The 20,564-nt window shown below is 64.6% G+C and carries 19 protein-coding genes; 3 read left to right on the top strand and 16 right to left on the bottom strand.

What is annotated here, in order from left to right; genetic code table 11:
- From O7A61_RS22855 to O7A61_RS22830, 6 genes are all read right to left on the bottom strand, one after another.
- Positions 1-779, bottom strand: a 779-nt coding sequence (locus O7A61_RS22855; protein WP_337131728.1) for an AMP-binding protein, incomplete at its 3' end; no start/stop codon positions are given.
- 196 nt (positions 780-975) lie between these two features.
- Positions 976-2,562 (bottom strand): gamma-glutamyltransferase, encoded by a 1,587-nt coding sequence (gene ggt / locus O7A61_RS22850; protein WP_337131727.1) that lies wholly within the window; start codon positions 2,560-2,562, stop codon positions 976-978.
- A gap of 50 nt (positions 2,563-2,612) precedes the next feature.
- Positions 2,613-3,413, bottom strand: a complete 801-nt coding sequence (locus O7A61_RS22845; RefSeq protein WP_337131726.1) for an ABC transporter permease — start codon at positions 3,411-3,413, stop codon at positions 2,613-2,615.
- Positions 3,410-4,336 (bottom strand): ABC transporter permease, encoded by a 927-nt coding sequence (locus O7A61_RS22840; protein ID WP_337131725.1) that lies wholly within the window; start codon positions 4,334-4,336, stop codon positions 3,410-3,412. The genes O7A61_RS22845 and O7A61_RS22840 overlap by 4 nt, the downstream gene beginning before the upstream one ends.
- Positions 4,333-5,418: an ABC transporter ATP-binding protein gene (locus O7A61_RS22835; RefSeq protein WP_337131724.1), complete on the bottom strand. Its 1,086-nt coding sequence runs from the start codon at positions 5,416-5,418 to the stop codon at positions 4,333-4,335. The genes O7A61_RS22840 and O7A61_RS22835 overlap by 4 nt, the downstream gene beginning before the upstream one ends.
- 70 nt (positions 5,419-5,488) lie before the next feature.
- Complete coding sequence (locus O7A61_RS22830) at positions 5,489-6,523, bottom strand: ABC transporter substrate-binding protein (RefSeq protein ID WP_337131723.1); 1,035 nt, start codon at positions 6,521-6,523, stop codon at positions 5,489-5,491.
- A 216-nt stretch (positions 6,524-6,739) separates the two neighbouring features.
- Between O7A61_RS22830 and O7A61_RS22825 the strand changes: the two genes are divergently transcribed.
- On the top strand, positions 6,740-7,441 hold the full coding sequence (locus O7A61_RS22825; protein ID WP_027142459.1) for a GntR family transcriptional regulator: 702 nt from the start codon (positions 6,740-6,742) through the stop codon (positions 7,439-7,441).
- A 20-nt stretch (positions 7,442-7,461) separates the two neighbouring features.
- Here O7A61_RS22825 and O7A61_RS22820 read toward each other — a convergent pair whose 3' ends face one another.
- From O7A61_RS22820 to O7A61_RS22790, 7 genes are all read right to left on the bottom strand, one after another.
- Positions 7,462-8,403 carry an alpha/beta hydrolase gene (locus O7A61_RS22820; protein ID WP_337131722.1) on the bottom strand — a complete coding sequence of 314 codons (942 nt, stop codon included), beginning with the start codon at positions 8,401-8,403 and terminating at the stop codon, positions 7,462-7,464.
- 213 nt (positions 8,404-8,616) lie between these two features.
- Positions 8,617-9,399: a carnitinyl-CoA dehydratase gene (locus O7A61_RS22815; protein WP_027142457.1), complete on the bottom strand. Its 783-nt coding sequence runs from the start codon at positions 9,397-9,399 to the stop codon at positions 8,617-8,619.
- Complete coding sequence (locus O7A61_RS22810) at positions 9,392-11,470, bottom strand: acetate--CoA ligase family protein (protein WP_337131721.1); 2,079 nt, start codon at positions 11,468-11,470, stop codon at positions 9,392-9,394. The genes O7A61_RS22815 and O7A61_RS22810 overlap by 8 nt, the downstream gene beginning before the upstream one ends.
- Before the next feature lie 86 nt (positions 11,471-11,556).
- The gene (locus tag O7A61_RS22805; RefSeq protein ID WP_337131720.1) at positions 11,557-12,720 is read right to left on the bottom strand and encodes an acyl-CoA dehydrogenase family protein; all 1,164 of its coding nucleotides are present in this window, start codon (positions 12,718-12,720) and stop codon (positions 11,557-11,559) included.
- A gap of 4 nt (positions 12,721-12,724) precedes the next feature.
- Positions 12,725-13,819, bottom strand: a complete 1,095-nt coding sequence (locus O7A61_RS22800; protein WP_027142454.1) for a carnitine 3-dehydrogenase — start codon at positions 13,817-13,819, stop codon at positions 12,725-12,727.
- The gene (locus O7A61_RS22795) at positions 13,816-14,445 is read right to left on the bottom strand and encodes an HD domain-containing protein (RefSeq protein ID WP_337131719.1); all 630 of its coding nucleotides are present in this window, start codon (positions 14,443-14,445) and stop codon (positions 13,816-13,818) included. Before O7A61_RS22795 ends, O7A61_RS22800 begins: the two co-directional genes overlap by 4 nt.
- Positions 14,446-14,467: 22 nt before the next feature.
- A complete protein-coding gene (locus O7A61_RS22790) occupies positions 14,468-15,385 on the bottom strand; it encodes a 3-keto-5-aminohexanoate cleavage protein (RefSeq protein WP_091586279.1) in 918 nt (305 codons plus the stop codon).
- 79 nt (positions 15,386-15,464) lie between these two features.
- Between O7A61_RS22790 and O7A61_RS22785 the strand changes: the two genes are divergently transcribed.
- Positions 15,465-16,445: a GlxA family transcriptional regulator gene (locus O7A61_RS22785; RefSeq protein ID WP_337131718.1), complete on the top strand. Its 981-nt coding sequence runs from the start codon at positions 15,465-15,467 to the stop codon at positions 16,443-16,445.
- Positions 16,446-16,506: 61 nt separating this feature from the next.
- Here O7A61_RS22785 and O7A61_RS22780 read toward each other — a convergent pair whose 3' ends face one another.
- Positions 16,507-16,716 (bottom strand): hypothetical protein, encoded by a 210-nt coding sequence (locus O7A61_RS22780; protein WP_027142450.1) that lies wholly within the window; start codon positions 16,714-16,716, stop codon positions 16,507-16,509.
- A 208-nt stretch (positions 16,717-16,924) separates the two neighbouring features.
- Positions 16,925-18,250 (bottom strand): xylose isomerase, encoded by a 1,326-nt coding sequence (gene xylA / locus O7A61_RS22775; protein ID WP_337131717.1) that lies wholly within the window; start codon positions 18,248-18,250, stop codon positions 16,925-16,927.
- Between the two features lie 112 nt (positions 18,251-18,362).
- Between xylA and O7A61_RS22770 the strand changes: the two genes are divergently transcribed.
- A complete protein-coding gene (locus O7A61_RS22770; RefSeq protein ID WP_337131716.1) occupies positions 18,363-18,725 on the top strand; it encodes a nuclear transport factor 2 family protein in 363 nt (120 codons plus the stop codon).
- Positions 18,726-18,922: 197 nt separating this feature from the next.
- Here O7A61_RS22770 and xylB read toward each other — a convergent pair whose 3' ends face one another.
- Positions 18,923-20,377, bottom strand: coding sequence for a xylulokinase (gene xylB, locus O7A61_RS22765; RefSeq protein WP_337131715.1), 1,455 nt, complete (start codon positions 20,375-20,377; stop codon positions 18,923-18,925).
- Positions 20,378-20,564 lie beyond the last annotated feature (187 nt).

Below are 20,564 nucleotides of genomic sequence, written 5' to 3'. Positions count from 1 at the left end.
GCCTGGTGCATGGTCGGCACGGCGGTGTACCAGCTCGGTTTCGCATCGCCCAGCCACTGGAAGAAGCGCAGCGCGTTGAAGCCCGGCGTGCAGTAGATGCTGCCGCCCGATGCCAGCGACGACAGCACCGCCGCGATCAGGCCGTGGATGTGGAACAGCGGCATGATGTTGAGGCAGCGGTCATCCGCCGTCAGCCCAAGCGTCGCGCCGATATGGCGGGCGGAGGCCGCGACATTGGCATGGCTGAGCGGCACCAGCTTGGGGCGTGAGGTGGTGCCCGACGTATGCAGCAGCAGGGCGACGTCGTCGTTCCCAGCCATGGCGGGCGCCGCTTGCTGGCCGACCGCCGCGCCCTTGATGGCAAAACTGCCGGCTGGCGCGTCCGGCGGCACGATGAGCCGCAGCACGCCGATGCCGAGGCGCCCGGCCACCGTCACGGCAGGGCCAGTCTCGTTCTCGGCGACGAGGATCGCCTTGGCACCGATGTCGGTCAGGTAGAAATCGAGCTCGTCGGCCCGGTAGGCGGGGTTGAGCGGCGCCGTCGAAGCGGTGGCCGCCACGGCGACGAAGGCCGTTGCCATCTCCGGCCCGTTCGGCAGCACGATCGCCACCCTGTCGCCCCGGCCGATACCGAGCGCGTGCAGCTGTGTGGCTGTGGCTTTGATCAGCGCGCGCAGGCCGCCATGGGTGAGCGTGGGCCTGTCGGGTGCTAGGATGGCCGGCGCGTCGTCGGCGCCGGCCACGAGGCGGCGGGAGAGGTCTGTGTGGGTCTGGGTCATGGTCACCGGCTATGTTTCAGACGAGTGCTTGTGAAAGTCCAGTCGACGTTGGCGCCGCCCCCGCTCCGTCTCGGCTTCGCCGAGCCACCATGCCGGGGCGAGCCACGGGTCTCGTCCGTCCTTAGGACCCCCCACGTTGTAGAGGAGAGGAAACCCCGGCTTTCAAAGGCTGCGACCAATCATCCTGCCGTAAACCTCAATACCCCAGCGCCATCCCATCCTTGCGCGGGTCCGACGCGCCGGTCAGCGTTCCCTTTTCCCAGTCGATCAGCACCGCCTGGCCGCCGCCGAGCGGATGGTGCGGCTCGGTGATGGCGTGGCCGCGCCGGCGTAGGCCTTCGATCGCCTCGGTGGGCACGTTGCGCTCCGCTTCCACCATGCTGTCGACGTAGAACACCCGGGGGGCATCGAGCGCCTGCTGCGGGTCCATGCCGAAATCGATCATGTTGGTCAAAAGATGGACATGGCCGAACGGCTGGTAGCCGCCGCCCATGACGCCGAACGGCATCACCACGCGGCCGTTTCTTGTCGCCATGCCGGGCATGATCGTGTGCATCGGCCGCTTGCCGGGCGCGATGGCGTTGGGGTGCGCCGGATCGAGGCGGAAACTCGAGCCGCGGTTCTGCAGCACCACGCCGGTCTTCGGACCGACGACGCCGCTGCCAAAGGAGTAATAGGTCGAGTTGATGAAGGAGACCGCGTTGCGGTCGCGGTCGACGATCGAGATGTAGACCGTATCGCTGCCCGGCAACTGGACGTCAGGCAGATGGGTCATGGCGCGCTCGCGGTCGATCTCGGCGCGCAGCCGCTCGGCGTAAGCGGCCGACAGAAGCTCCCTCACGGGCACCGGGATACGGTCCTGGTCGCCGACGAAACGGTCGCGGTCGCGATAGGCCAGCCGCCCGGCCTCGATCTCCAGGTGCAGGCGCTCGGCGCCGTTGGGGTCGAGCCCGCCGAGCTTGAAGCCCGACAGCACGTTCAGCATCAAAAGCGCCGTCAGCCCCTGGTTGTTCGGCGGCATCTGGTGAATCTCATGGCCGCCATAGCTGACGCTGACCGGCGCCACATAGTCGCCTCGGGTCATGGCGAAATCTTCGGCCGTGTGCAGTCCGCCCAATTCCTTGAGCCGGCGCACCATGTCGCCGGCGACCGCGCCTTCGTAGAACCCGGCGCGGCCGTGCTTTGCGATTATCCGCAAAGTGGCGCCGAGTTCCGGCTGGCGGTGCACGTCGCCGGCCTTCGGCGCGGTGCCGCCGGGCAGGAAGATGCGCGCGGCATGCTCGTCGGCGGAAAGATCGGTCTCCGGGTCGGCCCAGTCGAAGGCGACGCGGTCGTGCACGACATAGCCGTTCTCGGCATAGTGGATCGCCGGCGCCAGCACTTCGGCCAAGCTCTTGCTGCCATGATCCTCAAGCAGTCGGCACCAGGCGTCGATGGCGCCTGGCACTGTCACCGCGTGCGGCCCCTGCTTCGGAAGCTCGTTAAAACCCTTGTCGCGATACCAGTCGACGGTCGCGGCCGCCGGCGCCCGGCCGGAGCCGTTGAAAGCCAGCACCTCGCTTTGTCCCTTGGGGCAGTAGAGGACAAAGCAATCGCCGCCTATCCCGGTCGATTGCGGCTCGACCACGCCCTGCACGGCGGCCGCACAGATGGCGGCATCCATGGCATTGCCGCCGGCGCGCAGCATCTCGATGGCCGCCAGCGTCGAGAGCGGGTGCGATGTCGCGGCAATGGCTTCCGTGGCACGAACCGGCGAGCGGCCGGGAAACTGGAAATCACGCATTTTGGTCTGGATATCCCTAGGGTCACTTGAAGCGAATGGGTCCGATGAAATCAATGCCGGCGGCCGAAGATCTGCGCCAGCGACAACAGCAGAACCGAGAGCACGATCAGGCAGGTCGAGATGGCGGCGATGGTCGGGTCGATCTGGTCGCGCAGCGCGTTGAACATGCGGCGCGTCAAGGTGGTGGTCTCGCCGCCCGAGATGAACAGCGAGACGACAACTTCGTCGAAGGAGGTGATGAAGGCAAACAGCGCCCCCGAGACGATCGAGAAGCGGATCTGCGGCATCGTCACCTGCCAGAAGGCAGCGATGCGTCCCGCGCCCAGGCTGCGCGCCACGCGCTCCTGGTTCATGTCGTAGGAGCGCAGGCCCGACAGCACCGTCAGCACCACCAGCGGCAGCGCCTGCACCGTATGGGCAATGACAAGGCCGGTCAGCGTGTTGTTGAGGCCGATGCGCGCATAGAGGAAGAAGGTGCCGATGCCGACAAGGATCACCGGGATGATCAGCGACGCCGTGAGCAGCGCGTTGATGGTGCCGTTGAAGCGCAGCGTGCCCCTGTTGATGGCGTAGGCCGCCGCGGTGCCGAGCGGCGTCGCCACCAGCGCGGTCATGACAGCGACCTTCACCGACACGATGGTGGCGTCGCGCCATTCCAGCGACTGGAAGTAGCTTTGGTACCAGCGCAGCGACCATTGCTGCGGCGGGAATTGCAGCAGCGTGGAATCCGAAAACGACATGATGACGATGATGACCGACGGCGCGATCAGGAACAACAGCACGAGGCCGCCGAGGCCGTAGAGCCACAGGCGTTGCCGGTGCGAGATCGGCAGGCCGATATCTCCGCTCATCGCGAACTCCATACGCCGGTGGCGCGCGCGCCGAGCAGCCACTGGAACAGGCCCAGAAGAGCCAGCGTGACCACCAGCAGCACCACGCCGAGTGCCGCACCCACGCCCCAGTTGGAATAGAGGCTGGTGGTCTGTTCCATCCGCATCGCCCACATCACCACCTTGCCGCCGCCCATCAGCGCCGGCGTGACGAAGAAGCCTAGGCACAGCACGAAGACGATGACCACGCCCGAGGCGAGGCCGGGCAGCGACAGCGGAAAGAAGATCTGCCTAAAGGTCGCGGCCGGGCCGGCGCCGAGATTCATGCCGGCGCGCAGGCAGTCGGTGTCGATGGTCTTCATCGAGGCGTAGAGCGGCAAAACGAGAAACGGCAGCAATATGTGCGTCATGCCGATGACCACGCCTGAAAAATTATTGGCCAGCGACAGCGGCTGGCTGATCACGCCGAGGTCGATCAGCCAGCTGTTGATCAGGCCCTTGCGCTGCAGGATCACCAGCCAGGCATAGGTGCGCACCAGAACCGATGTCCAGAACGGCAGGATGACGAAGATCAGGCAGATCGAGGCGGCCCGGCGCGGCAGCTGCGACAGCATGTAGGCCAGGGGATAGCCCAGCAGCACGCAGGCGCCGGTAACGATGAAGGCGACCTTGAAGGTGGTGATGAAGGTCCTGATGTAGGAGGCCTGCTCGAAAAAGCGTGCGTAGTTGGCGGCGCTGAAGGCGCCGGTCTCGTCGAACAGCGACAGCCAGAACAGCCAGCCGATCGGCACGATGATGATGGCGCAGACGAGAAACAGGCTCGGCGCCAGCAGCGCCAGCAGCCGCAGTGACTCCCGCCGCGCATCGGCGCGTAGCTCTTGCGCGTTCAAATCCTGCCCCGCCGGGCCGGCGATCTCTTTCAGCAGGGCGGATAACGCGCTCATCCCTCGGCCGCCACCAGGATCGTGTCCTTTGCATCGAGGCCGAGCGTGATCGGCTGGCCGGGCGCCGGCATTCTGGCCAGCACATCGCTGCGGCAATAATCGCGCAACGTCAGCTGGCGGCCGTCACTCAGGCTGGCATAGCAGACGAAACTGTCGCCCTGGTAGATGATATCGCTGACCGTCGCATCGAGCACATTGATGTCGGTCGACGGCTCGTCCGCGGTGACCAGCCGCAACTTCTCCGGTCGCACCACCATCAGATGCCGACCCGCCGGCGGTGTCGGTGCGCCGGTCTGGATTCGCCTGTCCTGATACCAGACCGACCCGTTGCGGCACTCGACGGGAATGAAATTCGATTCGCCGATGAAACCGGCCACGAATTGCGTCTTCGGCGCGGCATAGAGGGTTTCGGGCTTGTCGAGCTGTTCGATGCGGCCAGCGTTCATCACGGCAATACGGTCCGACATGGTGATGGCTTCGCGCTGGTCGTGCGTGACATAGACCGTCGTCATGCCAAGACGGCGATGAAGCGCGCGCAATTCGATCTGCATATGCTCGCGCAGACCCTTGTCGAGCGCCGACAGCGGTTCGTCCATCAAGACGATGCGCGGCTCGAAGACGATGGCGCGCGCCAGGGCCACGCGCTGGCGCTGGCCGCCGGAGAGCTGGTCGACACGGCGCTCGCCCAACCCCTGCAGCTTCACCAGCTCCAGCACCTTCTCCACCCGCTGCGCCGTTTCGGCTGCCGCGACGCCGCGCTGCTTCAGCGGAAAGGCGATGTTGTGGAAGACATTCATATGCGGAAACAGCGCATAGTTCTGGAACACCATGCCGATATTGCGCCTGTGCGGCGGCGTGGTGATGATCTCGTCGCCGCCAACCTTGATGCTCCCGCCATTGGCTCTGACGAAACCGGCCAGGATCATCAGCAGCGTCGTCTTCCCCGATCCGGAAGGCCCGAGCAGCGTCAGGAACTCGCCGGCCTCGACATCGAGATTCAGGTCGCGCAGCACCGGCACGCTGCCAAATCGTTTCTCGATCCGGCGCATGCTGATCGGCAGCGCGGATGGTGCAATGGACAAGATCGTTTTCTCCTGGGCAGAGACTGAAGGGGGCGGCGTTTGCGCCGCCCCGCAATGTCAGGGTTCCGGCCTATTGCTGGATCAGATTGTTGAACTTTTCCGTCGCCTCGACGAGGGTGTCGCGCCAGAACTCGGCATCCTGCAACACCTGCTTCTTGACGTTTTCGGGCGCGGAGTTGATGTCCTTGATCCGCTCGGGCGGGATCTTGCCGGTCTCGAAAGCCTTCTCGTTCACCGGCCCATTGTCGACATAGAGCGGCAGATTGGCCTGCAACTGCGGGCTGACGAACATCGCCAGCGCCTTCATCGCCGCTTCCTTGTTCTTGGCGCCCTTGGGGATGACCATACAGTCGGCGGTGAGCACGCCCTGGTCGAACGAGAAGCTGACCGGCGCGCCTGCCTTCTTCAGGGTGCCGGCACGGCCGTTCCAGATGCTGGCCATATCGACTTCGCCATCCTTCACCAGTTGCATGGCCTGGGCGCCGGAGGTCCACCAGGCATCGACATGGCCACGGATCTTGTCGACCGATTTCAGCGCGCCGTCGATGTCGACGGGATAGACCTTGTCGATCGGCAAGCCCGAGGCGAGTGCGGCGACGCTCAGCGTCTCCGTCGCCTGGCTGCTGCTCAGCGCGCGCCGTCCCGGAAACTTCTCCACGTTCCAGAAGTCGGCCCAGGTCTTCGGGCCCTTGTCGCCGAAGACGTCGGTCCGATAGATCAGCACGACGGAGGTGTAGGAAATGCCGACCCAGTCGTCATGCACCAGCTTGGGGTTGATGCCGCTCTTGTCGATAATGCTGTAATCCAGCTTTTCGAACAGCCCTTCCTTGGAGCCGCGCGCGCATTCGTCGGCGCCCAGCTCGGTGATGTCCCATTTGACGGCATTGCCGGTCACCTGCAGGCGCACGTCGTCGAGGCCGTTGGTGGTGTCTTCCTTGATGGTGATGCCGAGCGCATCGGCGGTCGGCTTGAAGAAGGCCTTGGTTTCCGCTTCCTGATAGGTGCCGCCCCACGAGGCGACGGTGATGGTGTCGGCGGCGAGGGCAGGCACTGCCACGGAGGCAATGAGGCCGGCTATCGCGAAAGTTCTAAAGTTCCTGTTCATTTCGGTTCTCCGACCGGTGTTCCCATTTGTTTTTGATTTGGCATGCGATTTTGTATACAATTTCGAATGTAACCGAGAGATCGGTGTTGTCAACTCCGGCGAGCACGATCAATTCGACGCGATGGGACGGTGCCGCAGGGCGTGGCAAATTGCGCCGACTGCGACTACAAACGAGGCAATGTTCGGCTAAAGAAGCCGGAGAACTGGGAACGGAACTTGGCCAAGGAAACAAAAAACACGCTGCGCGACTCGGTCTATTCCGCGCTCAAGGCGATGATCGTGACCGGCCAGATTCCGCCGGGCTCGCGCGTCACCGAAAGTGATATCGCGGCCAAACTCAATGTCAGCCGCACGCCGGTGCGCGAGGCCTTCAACCGGCTGGAGCGCGACGGACTGGTCACCGGCCGGCCGCGCCAGGGCTATGCCGTCACCGAGTTCGACATCAACATGTTCCGCGAGGCCTTCGACATCCGCGAACTGCTCGACGGTCATGCGACCGAACTGGCGGCGGCGGCTGCCACGGAGAAGGACAAGGCGCGGCTGCGTGCCATGCTGGCCGAGTGCGAGCGGCTGGCCGCCATTCCCGATCGCACCACGCGCGAAAAATTCCAGGAACTGGAGGTCGGCATCGATCTGCACCGCGTCATTGCCGAAATCAGCGGCAATGCGATGCTGCACGGCATGCTGTGCGGCATCCTCGACAAGTGCCAGCACTATGTCTGGACCGAACTCTTGTGGCTCGACGAATGGAAGATCGCCCGCGACGAGCATGCCGAGATCGTCGAGGCGATCTGCGCAAACGACGCTCGCCGCGCCGGAACGCTGGCGCGCGCCCATGTGCGCGGTTCGCGCGAGAACGTGCTGCGCCTGCTGCAGGCGAAATCGGACTATCAGAGTTTCCTGGCCAAGGCCTCCTGAACGAGACAGCCCATTGGCGCCTACCAGGTCCAGCCGCCCTTTCCGAGCGTCGCCACCGCGTCGACGATGCGGGTGAAGCTCGCGCGGGCACGGCCGACGCTGTGCCGGGCCCTGAGATAGCCGTGCACCAGGCCGGGTTCCTCGAACCAGGTGGCGCGCCCGCCCGCCGCGACCATGCGGTCACGATAGGCCTCGCCATCGGATGACAGCGGGTCGCACTCGGCGGTCATCAGCACGGTCGGCGGCAGGTTGGTGAAATCGGCATCGGCCAGCGGCGACAGCGTGATGTCACCGGTCTGGTCCACGCCCCCGGTGCGGATGTGCTTGTAGAATTCAAGGTCGCGCACCGTCAGCATCGGCGCTTCGGCGTGCGTCACATAGGAGCCGCGCGAGCGATCGCCGCCGAGACCGGGATAGATCAGCACCTGGCCGACCGGCTTTTTCGCATGGCCACGCGTCGCGTGCGCAACGGCGGCGCAAAGGTTGCCGCCGGCGCTGTCGCCGCACAGCACCACCGGGCGGTCGGAGCTCCCCGCGGCCCATTCGAAGGCGGTCATCGCATCGTCGAAAGCGGCTGGGTGTAGATGCTCCGGCGCCAGCCGGTAATCGACCGAGACCACCTCATAACCGGTGCGGCCGCAAAGCTCGGCGCAGACATCGTCGTGGCTGTCCAGGCCGCCGAGGATGAAACCTCCGCCATGGATATAGAGCACCATGGCGGCACGGTCCGGCGTCGCGTTGCGATAGATGCGGATTGGGATGTTGTTGGCAGGTGTGGCGATGGCGGTCGTCTCGGCCGTCACGCCTTGCGGATAGCCGGCAAAGAACTCGCGGCACATGCGATCATAGATCTCGCGCTGCCGCGCGATCGTGTAGTCGATCGTGTCGGGGGGATAATAGGAATTGGTCCGCTCGATGAAGGCCCAAGTCTCGGCGTCTAGGAGTTTTGCGTAGTCGGTCATGGGTGCGGGGCGGGCTGCCAAGGTTGAGCCCAGGCACCCCCCTCTGTCCTGCCGGACATCTCCCCCGCAAGGGGGGAGATTGGCGGTGTTGCCGACAGCGCTCTTCTGGAAACGTTGGAAGTTGGCGAAAGCCAGGGCGACATTCGATCTCCCCCCTTGAGGGGGAGATGCCCGGCAGGGCAGAGGGGGGCGCCTGGCGCCATCATCTCCGAGTTATTTCCCCTTCCACACAGGCTCGCGCTTCTCCGCGAAAGCACGGAACCCTTCCATACCGTCCTCCGAGCCATACAGCGCATCGACGGTCGGCAACTGCCGCCGCGTCACCTTGTTCATCGCATCCTGGAAGGTCAACGATTCCGCCACCCGCGCCGTCTCCTTGATCGCTGCGAAGACCAGCGGTGGGCCGCTGGCGAGCAGGCGGGCGATCTCCCAGACGCGGTCCTCGAGCTTTTCCTTGGGCAGCACCTCGTTGACCAGGCCCCAGCGATGCGCCTCGGCGACATCCATCCAGCGGCCGGTGAGCAGCAGGTCCATGGCGACATGGTAGGGGATGCGCTTCGGCAGCTTGATCGTCGCCGCGTCGGCGAGCGTGCCGGCGCGGATTTCGGGCAGCGCGAAGGAGGAATGATCGGAGGCATAGATGAGGTCGCAGGACAGCGCCAGCTCGAAGCCGCCGCCCACCGCCATGCCGTTGACGCAAGCGAGGACCGGCTTGTTCAGGTCGCGCAATTCCTGCAAGCCGGCAAAGCCGCCGACGCCATAGTCGCCGTCGACCGCGTCGCCGCCGGCGGCCGCCTTCAAGTCCCAGCCGGCACAGAAGAACTTGTCGCCCGCGGTCTTGACGATGGCGACGCGCAGTTCCGGATCGTCGCGGAACGCCTTGAACGTCTCGCCCATCAGCCGCGAGGTCTTCAGGTCGATCGCATTGGCCTTGGGACGGTCGAGCGTGACCTCGAGGATGGTGCCTTCGCGGCGGGTCGAAATGACGTCAGACATTCTTGTTCTCTCCCAGCACCAGCAGCGCGTCGGCGATCCAGGCGCCCTTGCCTTCCGTGCAGACGATCAGCGGATTGATGTCGAGTTCCTCGATCTCGCCGGCATTCTCCCGCACGAAGCCGGCAATCCCCGCGATGGCGTCGATGGCGGCCTGGACGTCGGCCTTCGGCCGGCCGCGATAGCCTTCGAGCAGCGGGAACAGTTTCAGCCCGCGCAGTGCGGCTTCTATGTCGTCGCGGGTCGCCGGCAGCATCAGCGTGACGCTGTCGCGCAGCAACTCGACCAGCACGCCGCCGGTGCCCAGCGTCATGACAGCGCCGAACATCGGGTCTCGGGTGAAGCCGACGATCAGTTCGGCGACACCGTCGCGCACCATGCGTTCGACATAGAGCCCGGTGCCGAGCGGCAGCAAGTCATGCGCTGCCGTGCTGACCGATTCGGCGTCCTTGAGGTTTAGCCTGACGGCGCCGACCTCGGACTTGTGGGTTACGCCAAGAGCCTTCAGGGCAACCGGAAAGCCGAGCGCCATGGACGAGATCACCGCCTCGACCGCATTGCCGGCGCGTTCGCCCTTGGGCACGGAAAGGCCGGCCTTGATCAGCCGCGCCTTGGCTTCGGCTTCGTCAGGTGTGACGCGCGGCACGTCGGATGCGCCGGCAGCCCTCGTGTCGACCGGCTGTGCCTGTGGCTCGCGCCAGGCCCAACCGATAAAGGCGGCCGCCTGCGCGGCGTCCATTGCCTCGGAAATGCCGAACAGCGGCACCATGCCCCGCGTCATCAGTTCGGCCGTGTATTCCTCCGGCAGGTTCTCCGGCAGCGAGGAGACGATGGCGCCATGTGCCCTGTTGGTCTTCAGCGCCGATTCGAAGGCGCGCAGCGTCGCCCACCAGTCGGTCACCGAGCAGCGGTCGGGACGCGGAAAGTCGAGCACCAGCATGTTGAGGTCGAAGCCGCCCGACACCATGGCGGTGAAGGTGGCCGTCATCGCCGGCTCGTTGTTCCAGATGAAGGTGTGGTAGTCCAACGGATTGGCCACCGCGACCAGCGGCCCGAGCGTCGATTTGACATGGGCGCGATGGCTGTCGGTCAGCACCGGGAAGTTGACCCAGCGCCCTTCGGCGCTGTCGGCCATGACCGACGCCTCGCCGCCCGAACAGCTCATCGATGAGAGCCTGTACCCAGGCAACGGGCCGGTGATGTGCAGCAGCTTCAGCGCCTCGATGAAGGCGGGGATGGAATCGACACGCGCGATGCCGAGCCGCTTCAGGAAGGCACCGGAAGCAGCGTCCGACCCGGCAAGCGAGGCGGTGTGCGAGACGGTTGCTTGCCGCGCCTGTTCGGAACGGCCGACCTTCATGGCGATGATCGGTTTCTTGAGCTCTCTCGCCCTGGCCGCCAGCCGCTCGAAGCCGGCTACCGAATCAAAAGCCTCGATGTGCAGGCCGAGCGACGTCACCCGCTCGTCCTCGATCAGGCCAAGCGCCATTTCCGACAGGCCGGTCTGCGCCTGGTTGCCGGCGGTCATCAGGAAGGCGATCGGCAGGCCACGCTTCTGCATCGTCATGTTGATGGCGATGTTGGACGACTGGGTGATGATGGCGACACCCTTGCCTCCCTCTTCCAGCCTGATGCCGCCATGCTGGTCGGGCCACAAAAGCGCACCATCGGCATAGTTGATCAGGCCATAGCAATTCGGCCCGATGATCGGCATCTGGCCGGCGGCGGCAACCAGTTCGGCCTGCAGCCGTTCGCCATCCTCGTCATAGGCCTCGGTTTCGAGGAAACCGGCGGCAAAGCAGACGGCGCCGCCGGCGCCGCGCTCGGCGAGTGCCTTGATCACCTCGATGGTCAGGTGCCGGTTGACGCCGACAAAGGCCGCGTCCGGCGCGCCGGGCAGATCCGCGACCGACCGGTAGGCCTTGCGGCCGGCGACCTCGTCCTTGGTCGGATGCACCGGCCAGATCTCGCCGGCAAACCCCATCTTGATCGATTGCGCCACGACCGCGGCGGCCTGCACGCCACCGAACACGGCGATCGATTTCGGGCGCAGAAGGCGTTCGAGTTTATGCATGGTCATCTTTTCGTTTTGAGCGCGATCTCAGGACAAACGATCCCGTTTGCCCGACAAAGCCGGATGCCGGTTTTGGCTATCATGCTCTAAGCACCGAAGGGACGCAGCAGCGCCCGCGAAATAATATGTCGCTGAATCTCCGATGTGCCTTCCCAGATGCGTTCGACGCGGGCGTCGCGCCAGATGCGTTCCAGCGGAAGGTCATCCATCAGCCCCATGCCGCCATGGATCTGGATCGCCTCATCGGCGACGAAGGCAAGCATTTCGGTGGCCTTCAGCTTGGCCATGGCCATGTCCTGGTCGGTGACGGTGCCCTGATCGTACTTCCAGCCGGCTTCGAACACCATCAGGTCTGCGGCCTTCAGTTCCGTCGCCATGTCGGCGAGCTTGAACGACACGCCCTGGAACTTGCCGATCTGCTGGCCGAACTGCTGGCGCTGCGCGGCATATTCGACTGCATGGCCAAGCGCCCGCTCGGCGCGGCCTAGGCAGGTGGCGCCGACCTGCAGGCGCGTCGCGCCGAGCCAGGAATTGGCGACATCGAAGCCCTTGTGCACCTCGCCCAGAACCTGGGATCCCGGCAGGCGGCAGTCGTCGAATTCGAGGATGGCGTTGGTATAGCCACGATGCGAGACGTTGCGATAACCGTCGCGCACCGTAAATCCCTTGGTGCCCTTGTCGACGAAGAAGGCGGTGATCTTCTTTCGTTTTCCACGCGGTGAATCCTCCTCGCCCGAGGCCATGAAGACGATGGCGAAATCGGCAAGATCGGCGTGCGAGATAAAATGCTTGGTGCCGTTCAGCACCCAGTCGTCGCCATCCTGCACGGCGGTCGCCTTCATGCCGCGCAGGTCGGAGCCGGCGCCGGGCTCCGTCATCGCCAGGCAATCCCATTTCTCGCCGCGGATGCAGGGGAAAAGGTATTTTTCACGCTGCTCCGGCGTGCCGGCGAGCAGGATGTTGGAGGGGCGCGCAACGCAGGTCCAGTGCAGCGCGTAATTGGCGCGGCCAAGCTCCTTCTCGTAGAGCAGCCAGGTCACCGTATCGAGACCCGCGCCGCCGACATCGGCCGGCATGTTCGCCGCATAGAGCCCGGCCTCGATCGCCTTGGCTTTGATCTCCTCGATCAGCTCGCGGCGCAGCACGCCGGTGCGCTCGACCTCGCGTTCATGCGGATAAAGCTCGTTCTCGACGAAGGCGCGCGTCGTCTCGACAACGAGTTTCTGCTCTTCCGAAAGACCGAAATCCATGGTCTCAGCCCTTCTTCTTTTTCTTCGGCTTTTCGGCCCGCTTCACCGGCTTGGCGGCCTTGGCCCTTTCGGCCGCCTTGGAAGCCACGGGCTTCTTCGCCGCCAGCTTGGCGAGTTGCTTGGTATAGTCCTTGTGCAGCGCGCCGGCGCCCCAGCCCTTGCCCTTGTTCTGCTTCGACAGCGCGTCCATGATCGCGACCAGATTGTCGTCACGGATCTTTTCCAGCTCGCGGATCGACAGGCCGTGCGCCTGGTCGTCCGACTGGGTGGCGATCAGGTCGACCAGCTCGTCATTGAATTCCGGCACGTCCATCAGCTTGGTCCACGGCCATTTCAGGCACGGTCCGAACTGCGCCATGAAGTGGCGCATGCCGGCCTCGCCGCCGGCGACACGATAGACCTGGAACATGCCCATCTGCGCCCAGCGCAGGCCGAAGCCGTAGCGCATGATGTCGTCGAGTTCCTCGACCGTGCAGATGCCGTCCTTGATCAGCCACAGCGCCTCGCGCCATGCGGCTTCGAGCAGGCGGTCGCCGACAAAGGCCTCGATCTCCTTGCGGATGACGACTGGCTTCATGCCGATCGAGGCGTAGATTTCCTTGGCGACCTCGATCGCTTCCGGAAAGGTCTGGTCGCCGCCGACGATCTCGACCAGCGGTAGCAGATAGACCGGGTTGAACGGATGGCCGACGACCAGCCGCTCCGGATGCTTCTTCATCGCCACCTGCATGTCGGTCGGCTTGATGCCGGAGGTCGACGAACCGACAATGGCGTTGGCGGGCGCATGGGTGTCGATCTCGGCCAGCACCTTGTGCTTGAGGTCGAGCCGCTCCGGAACGCTTTCCTGGATGAAGTCGGCGTCGGCGACGGCCTCGGCAATCGTCTTGGCGAAGGTCAGCTTGCCTTCCTTGGGCAGGCCGCCGGGAACCATCTGCTTGTAGGCGCGGCGCGCGCCCTTCATCACTTCCGAGACCTTGCGCGAGGCCTCCGGATCAGGATCGAAGATCGAGACGTCGATGCCGTTCAAGAGCAGGCGCGCCACCCAGCCGGCGCCGATGACGCCGCCGCCAATCGCGGCCGCCTTGTTGATGATGCTCATTGAGAGGCTCCGGTTCTTGTCCTGGCGGTTTCGGGATCGGTGAGAGGCACGCGCTCGCCGGCGCGAATGACTGATGGGTCGTAGGCCTTGCGGGCGAAAACTTCGAGGACGAAGGGCCGGAAGAATTCGATCGGCAGCGTCTCATAGTCGGGGTCGAAGCTCGACTGGTCCCAGCGCTCGCAGAACTGGTCGCAATCGTCGAAATAGGCATGGCCGGCGAAGCGGTCGCGCGCATGGCGATTGCCGCCGAGATGGTGGGCGTAGTAGAGGCGCTGGAAATCGCCGTGCTTCTCCACCACCCACGTACATTGTTCGCGCACGAAAGGCTTCAGGATCGACGCGGCGTATTCGTCGTGATTGTAGGGCGCATAGATGTCGCCGATGTCGTGCAGCAGCGCGCAGGCGATCCAGTCGGTGTCGGCGCCGTCGCGCCAGGCGCGCGTCGCCGCCTGCAGCGAATGGCCGAGCCGGGTGATCTTGTAGCCGGAAAGGCCCTCGTCGAGCTGCACCAGCGCGTCGAGCAGCCGCTCGCCGCTCTTGGCCGCGTAGTCGGTTTCGTGGGCGGTCAGGAACTCGTAGTCTTGCCTGTCGCCATCCTTCATCGCGGTGAATTTTACGGTAGCCATATCGACCCTCCTTGCGAATAATTTATGCCGCTATCGGCGCTCGCTTGGTCAGGTTGAGCTTCTTGCGGACTTCCTCCGGCCCCAGGATTCTGGCGCCCAGATTGGTGACGATCGAGGCGGCGCGCTCGACCAACTGCGCATTGGTCGCCAGAACGCCCTTGTCGAGCCACAGATTGTCCTCAAGCCCGACGCGGACATTGCCGCCGGCAAGCACCGCCGCCGCTGCATAGGCCATCTGGTTGCGGCCGATGGCGAAGGCCGACCAGTTCCATGTCGACGGCACGTTGTTGACCATCGCCATGAAGGTGTTGAGGTCGTCGGGCGCACCCCACGGCACACCCATGCAAAGCTGCACCAGCGCGTCGGGGTTGAGCACCTTTTCCTCGACCAGCTGCTTGGCGAACCAGAGATGCCCGGTGTCGAAGGCCTCGATCTCGGGCTTGACGCCGAGCGCCGTCATCATGCCGCCCATGGCGCGCAGCATGCCGGGCGTGTTGGTCATGACATAGTCGGCTTCGGCGAAATTCATGGTGCCGCAGTCCAGCGTGCAGATTTCCGGCAGGCATTGGCGCACATGTTCCATGCGGTTGGTGGCGCCGCCCATGTCGGTGCCCTTTTCGTTGAGCGGCAGCGGCGCTTCCGGCGAGCCGAACACCATGTCGCCGCCCATGCCGGCGGTCAGGTTCAGGATGACGTCGACGTCCGCCGCGCGGATGCGCTCTGTCACTTCGCGGTAGAGATGCACGTCGCGCCTGGGCTTGCCGGTTTCGGGGTCGCGCACATGGCAGTGGACGATGGCAGCGCCTGCCTTGGCCGCATCGATCGCCGAATCGGCGATCTGCTTGGGCGAGCGCGGCACATGCGGCGAGCGGTCCTGCGAGCCGCCGGAACCCGTCACGGCGCAGGTAATGAAGACCTCACGGTTCATTGCAAGCGGCATCGAAACTCTCCTCCCATTCGAAACAGCCGCTAGCATCGCTCGACTTGATCAAAGCTGCTTTGCGTTTTACGAAGGCGATATGATCAAAAGCGAAAAACCGGATATCTTTCGCGCCGAGCGCACGCCGCTCAAGGTAACGTTGCTGGTGTTTTCCGGCTCGTCGATCATGTGCGTGGCCTCCGCCGTCGACCCGCTGCGCGCCGCCAATCGCATTTCCGGCGAGACCCTGTTCGATTTCAAGCTGGTCTCGGTGACAGGCGAGGCGCCGGTCACCACATGCGGCCTGCCGGTGGCGGTCAGCGGCCGTTTCGACGCCAATGAGGCAACCGACGTGCTTGTCGTCGTCGCCGGCTTCGGCACCCAAAACTATGCGACATCGGCTCTCCTCTCAGCTTTGCGGCGGGCGGCGCGAGCGGCCCGTGCGTGCGGCGGCGTCGAGGCCGGCACCTGGCTGGTGGCGCGCGCCGGCCTGCTGGAAGGCCGCAGCGCCACCACCCACTGGGAGGACATGGAGGACTTTTCCTCGGCATTCCCCGGCGTCGATGTCCGGCCGGACCGCTACGTCATCGACGGGCCGGTGTTCACGTCGGGCGGAGCCTCGCCGACCTTCGACCTGATGCTGCATCTCATTCGCAGGCGCCTCGGCATGGCGGTGGCGCTCGATGTCGCCAGCGTCTTCATCTACGACCAGGCGCGGGCCGCGACCGATGCCCAGCCGCTGGTCTCGCTCGGCCGGCTCGACGGCTATGATCCGCGGCTGGCGCAGGCGATCCGGCTGATGGAATCGCATGTCGATCAGCCGCTGACCATAGAGGCGGTTGCCAGGCGCGCCGGGGTGACGGCACGGACGCTGGAAAGCATCTTTCGCAAGTCGATCGGCGAGACACCGGGCGCCTATTATCTCAGGCTGCGCCTGGGTGCCGCGCGCCGGCTTGTGGTCGACACGCGGATCGCCATGGCGGATATCGCCGGGCGGACGGGGTTCTCGTCTGCCGCGGCCTTTTCCAGAGCATTTTCAAGAGCTTTTGGCGAAGCCCCTGTCAGGCTTCGCCGGGGGTAGTGCAGGTCGCCCAAAACTGTGTAGCGGTTTTGGGGCAACGACATGCACAGGTAAAGAGAGCTTATGCCGCATTCTGGCGGTCGCTGCCGCCATCGATCTGCGAGCGCATCTGCCGCGCGAGATGGGTCTCGAAGCGGCTGGCAACGGCGCGGTCCCATTCATTGGTGCTGCGTGCGCCCTGCTTTGGATGCGGCATTGCCATCAGCCGGTCGATGATCGATCCGGCCTCGCCAGGTGAGAGCAGGGCGTCGATTTCACGTTCGTTCTGCATATCGGTTCGCCTCCTTCTTCCTCTCCCGCCACGAGCAATATCTATACGAGATTCGTGACGGCAGTTTGAAGGCAAGAGCTGGGCGATTGAGGGGCGCTTAGGGGCAAAACATTGTCGTCGGTTTCAGCATGGCGCGCAAAAGGTTTCCGCGCGCCAAGCTTTCGAATCGCATAGTGCGCCGGCTTGGATTGCCGGCGGTCAGGCAGCGTCAGACGTAGCGGTTGACGATGTTTTCGAGCAGTTCCTGGCGGCCGGAGCGCGGCTGCGGTTCGATCTTCTTCTTCACCACGCGCTCGGCGATCTCTTCCAGCGTGCGCTTGCCCGACAGCATCGCCTTGGCCTCGGCGCCGTTCCAGCCGGCGTAACGTTCGGCGAGCGGACCCGACAGCGCCTTGTCCTCGACCATGCGGGCCGCAGCCTTCAGGCCGCGCGCGCAAGAATCCATGCCGCCGATATGACCGATCAGCAGATCCTGCGGGTCGAGCGACTGGCGGCGCAGCTTGGCATCGAAATTGGTGCCGCCGGTCTTGAAGCCGCCGGCCTGGAGGACCTGGTAATAGGCCAGCGCCATCTCCGGCACATTGTTGGGGAACTGGTCGGTGTCCCAGCCCGACTGGTAATCGTTGCGGTTCATGTCGATCGAGCCGAAGACGCCGAGCGCATTGGCCAGCGCCAGCTCATGCTCGAAGGAATGGCCGGCCAGGATGGCGTGGCCCTGCTCGATGTTGAGCTTGACCTCCTTCTCCAGGCCGAAGCGCTTGAGGAAGCCGTAGACGGTCGCGACGTCGTAGTCGTACTGGTGTTTTGTCGGCTCCTGTGGCTTCGGCTCGATCAGGATCGTGCCCTTGAAGCCGATCTTGTGCTTGTAGTCGACGACGAGGTTCAGGAAACGGCCGGCCTGTTCCTGCTCGCGGGCAAGGTCGGTATTGAGCAGCGTCTCATAGCCCTCGCGCCCGCCCCACAGCACGTAGTTCTCGCCCTTCAGCCGCTTGGTGACGTCGATGCAGCTCTTCACCGTCGCCGCGGCGTAGGCAAACACATCCGGATCGGGATTGGTCGCCGCACCCGACATGAAACGGCGGTTGGAAAACAGGTTGGCCGTACCCCACAGAAGCTTGACCCCGGTCTGCTTCATCTTTCCGGCGAAATAGTCAGCGATTTCATCGAGGCGGGCCGCACTTTCGGAGAAATCCTTTCCCTCGGGCCGCACATCGGCGTCGTGGAAACAGAAATAAGGCGCGCCGAGCAGCGAGAACATCTCAAAGGCGACATCCGCCTTCAGTTTCGCCAGTTCCATCGTGTCGACGCCGCCGGCCTTGGGGAACCAGGGACGGTCGAAGGTCTGCCCGCCGAACGGGTCGCCGCCGGGCCAGGCGAAGGAATGCCAGTAGGCGACGGCAAAGCGCAGATGGTCTTCCAGCCGCTTGCCGGCCACCACTTCGTCGGGATTGTAGAAGCGATAGGCCAGCGGATTGGTCGAATCCGGTCCTTCATATTTGATTTTCTGGATGTCGCCGAAAAAGCCGCTGCTCATGTTCTCTTCCTCTCCAAGATAGTTTTGCCTGATTACCTCAGGCGTAATTGGTTTCACGCCGGCGCTGGTCGAAAACGGTCATGTCAAAACCGTCAAACGAAGGAGACAGACCATGACCGACCTCAACACGATCGCCCAGAACTACATCATCGCCTGGAACGAAGCCGACGCCGACCGCCGGGCGGCCTTGCTCAGGGCTGTTTTCACCGAAGACGTCAGCTATCGCGATCCGCTCATGCAGGGTGACGGCCATGAAGGCGTCGCCGCGCTGATCGACGGTGTGCAGCAACGCTTTGCCGGCTTCCGCTTCTCGCTGAAGGGCACGCCGGATGGCTTTGCCGACAAAATCCGCTTCTCCTGGAACCTCGGGCCCGAGGGCACCCCTTCCATCATCGAAGGCACCGATATCGGAATCATCGAGAACGGCCGCCTGAAGAGCGTCACCGGTTTCCTGGACAAGGTGCCGGCGCAGTGAGGGCGACTTGGAAAGGGGAATGCGAGGCGCCCCCCTCTGGCCTGCCGGCCATCTCCCCCTCAAGGGGGGAGATTGTCTGTTTTGGCTGTTTTCGCCAATGACCAACGTTGCAGAATTGTCGCCTACGGTGAAACTGCCGATCTCCCCCCTTGAGGGGGAGATGCCCGGCAGGGCAGAGGGGGGTGCCTGGCGCCAACTCACGCGGCTACTGCTTTGATCGCCGGGTAGAGCGCCCGGTAACGGCTATAAGCATCCGCGTAGGCACCGGCCAGACCGGTGTCCGGTTCGATCGTGGCATCCGTGCGCGGCGCGGAGCACACAGCCAGCGGATCGGCGCCGGTCGCGGCTATCAGGCCGAGCCGGGCGGCACCAAAGGCGGCGCCGAAATCGCCGTCGGCGGGGATATCGACCGGCAGTTGCAGCGCGGTGGCGATCGCCTTCAGCCAGTAGCGCGAGCGCGAGCCGCCGCCGATCGCGGTCACGCGCGTCAAGGTCGTGCCGGCCGTCTTCAACGCTTCGAGGCTGTCGCGGAAGGCAAACGCGACGCCTTCGAGCACGGCCTGGGTCAGCACGGCGCGGCCCGATTCATGCGCGAGGCCAGTGAAGGAACCGCGAACGGCCGAATCATTGTGTGGCGTACGCTCGCCTGAGAGATAGGGCAGGAAGGACACGCCGGTCGGCGCCTTCAGCGCCTCGCCGAGTTCCGATGTCAGCTCGCCGGCGCCCTTGCCCGTGATCTCGCACAGCCAGTTGAGTGAATCGGTTGCCGACAGGATGACGCCCATCTGGTGCCAGGTGTCGGGCAGCGCATGGCAGAAGGTGTGCACCGCGCTTGCCGGGTTCGGCAGGTAGGACGCGTTTGCGGCAAACAGCACGCCCGACGTGCCGAGCGAGACAAAAGCCTGGCCGGCGCCGACCGTGCCCATGCCGCAGGCGGAAGCCGCATTGTCGCCGGCGCCGCCGGCGATCGGGATGCCAGCCTGGATACCCCATTGCGATGCGAGTTCGGCGCGCAGACCGCCAGCCTTCGCGGTGCCCTCGACCAGCGCTGGCATATGGCTCTCGTCAAGCGATGTCGCGGCGAGCAGGTCCGCGGACCAGCGGCGCTTGCCGACGTCGAGCCAGGACGTGCCGGCCGAGTCGGACATTTCGGAAATATGTTCGCCGGTCAGCCAAAGCCGCAGGAAATCCTTCGGCAAAAGCACCTTTGCCACCTTGGCGAAGACAGCGGGCTCGTTGTTCTTCACCCAGGCGAGTTTCGGCGCGGTGAAACCGGGAAATACAATGTTGCCGGTGAGCGCGCGGAAGCGCGGATCGGCGTCGAGGGCCGCTGCCTCGAGATGGCTGCGCGTATCGTTCCACAGGATGCAGGGGCGCAGCACCTGATCGGCCGCATCGAGCAAGGTCGCGCCATGCATCTGGCCGGACAGGCCGATGCCCTTCACCGCGGCGAACTGCTTGGGATGGGACGCCTTCAGTTCGGCGATCGCGTCCTCGCAGGCGCGTATCCAGTGCAGCGGATCCTGTTCGGACCAGCCGGGATGTGGCCGAGAGACATCAAGCGTGCCATGGCCGGAGCCGATGACGCTCTGTCCGGCATCGATCAGCAGCGCCTTGACGCCCGATGTGCCCAAGTCGAGGCCGAGATACATGGTTTCCTCCCCGTCTTTATTTTTTTCGGAGCCCGAAAAAATATACTTGAGCAGTTTTTAAGGCAAGATCCGCTCCGGGTCAATTCTCTGACAAATCGGCGGCGCGTCGCGAAAACAGCGCCGCCAGCGGACTGTCCGGGCGAGCCGTCGAGCGCTCCCTCGTCAGTGCCTGGGCGAGCGCGCCGTC

It is taken from the genome of Mesorhizobium sp. Cs1321R2N1, from assembly GCF_037179725.1.
In the GTDB taxonomy this organism is placed as follows: domain Bacteria; phylum Pseudomonadota; class Alphaproteobacteria; order Rhizobiales; family Rhizobiaceae; genus Mesorhizobium; species Mesorhizobium salmacidum.
The sequence above is the reverse complement of the archived record's forward strand: the minus strand, read 5'-3'. Positions and strand labels throughout refer to the sequence as shown.

Bases quoted from the DNA above. Each gene is read 5' to 3' on its own strand.
- O7A61_RS22795 (WP_337131719.1), bottom strand. From the start codon at position 14,445: ATGGCTACCGTAAAATTCACCGCGATGAAGGATGGCGACAGGCAAGAC.
- O7A61_RS22790 (WP_091586279.1), bottom strand. From the start codon at position 15,385: ATGCCGCTTGCAATGAACCGTGAGGTCTTCATTACCTGCGCCGTGACG.
- xylB (WP_337131715.1), bottom strand. From the start codon at position 20,377: ATGTATCTCGGCCTCGACTTGGGCACATCGGGCGTCAAGGCGCTGCTG.
- O7A61_RS22820 (WP_337131722.1), bottom strand. From the start codon at position 8,403: ATGACCGACTACGCAAAACTCCTAGACGCCGAGACTTGGGCCTTCATC.
- O7A61_RS22830 (WP_337131723.1), bottom strand. From the start codon at position 6,523: ATGAACAGGAACTTTAGAACTTTCGCGATAGCCGGCCTCATTGCCTCC.
- O7A61_RS22815 (WP_027142457.1), bottom strand. From the start codon at position 9,399: ATGTCTGACGTCATTTCGACCCGCCGCGAAGGCACCATCCTCGAGGTC.
- O7A61_RS22785 (WP_337131718.1), top strand. From the start codon at position 15,465: ATGATCAAAAGCGAAAAACCGGATATCTTTCGCGCCGAGCGCACGCCG.
- xylA (WP_337131717.1), bottom strand. From the start codon at position 18,250: ATGAGCAGCGGCTTTTTCGGCGACATCCAGAAAATCAAATATGAAGGA.
- O7A61_RS22845 (WP_337131726.1), bottom strand. From the start codon at position 3,413: ATGAGCGGAGATATCGGCCTGCCGATCTCGCACCGGCAACGCCTGTGG.
- O7A61_RS22810 (WP_337131721.1), bottom strand. From the start codon at position 11,470: ATGCATAAACTCGAACGCCTTCTGCGCCCGAAATCGATCGCCGTGTTC.
- O7A61_RS22840 (WP_337131725.1), bottom strand. From the start codon at position 4,336: ATGAGCGCGTTATCCGCCCTGCTGAAAGAGATCGCCGGCCCGGCGGGG.
- O7A61_RS22805 (WP_337131720.1), bottom strand. From the start codon at position 12,720: ATGGATTTCGGTCTTTCGGAAGAGCAGAAACTCGTTGTCGAGACGACG.
- ggt (WP_337131727.1), bottom strand. From the start codon at position 2,562: ATGCGTGATTTCCAGTTTCCCGGCCGCTCGCCGGTTCGTGCCACGGAA.
- O7A61_RS22780 (WP_027142450.1), bottom strand. From the start codon at position 16,716: ATGCAGAACGAACGTGAAATCGACGCCCTGCTCTCACCTGGCGAGGCC.
- O7A61_RS22800 (WP_027142454.1), bottom strand. From the start codon at position 13,819: ATGAGCATCATCAACAAGGCGGCCGCGATTGGCGGCGGCGTCATCGGC.
- O7A61_RS22770 (WP_337131716.1), top strand. From the start codon at position 18,363: ATGACCGACCTCAACACGATCGCCCAGAACTACATCATCGCCTGGAAC.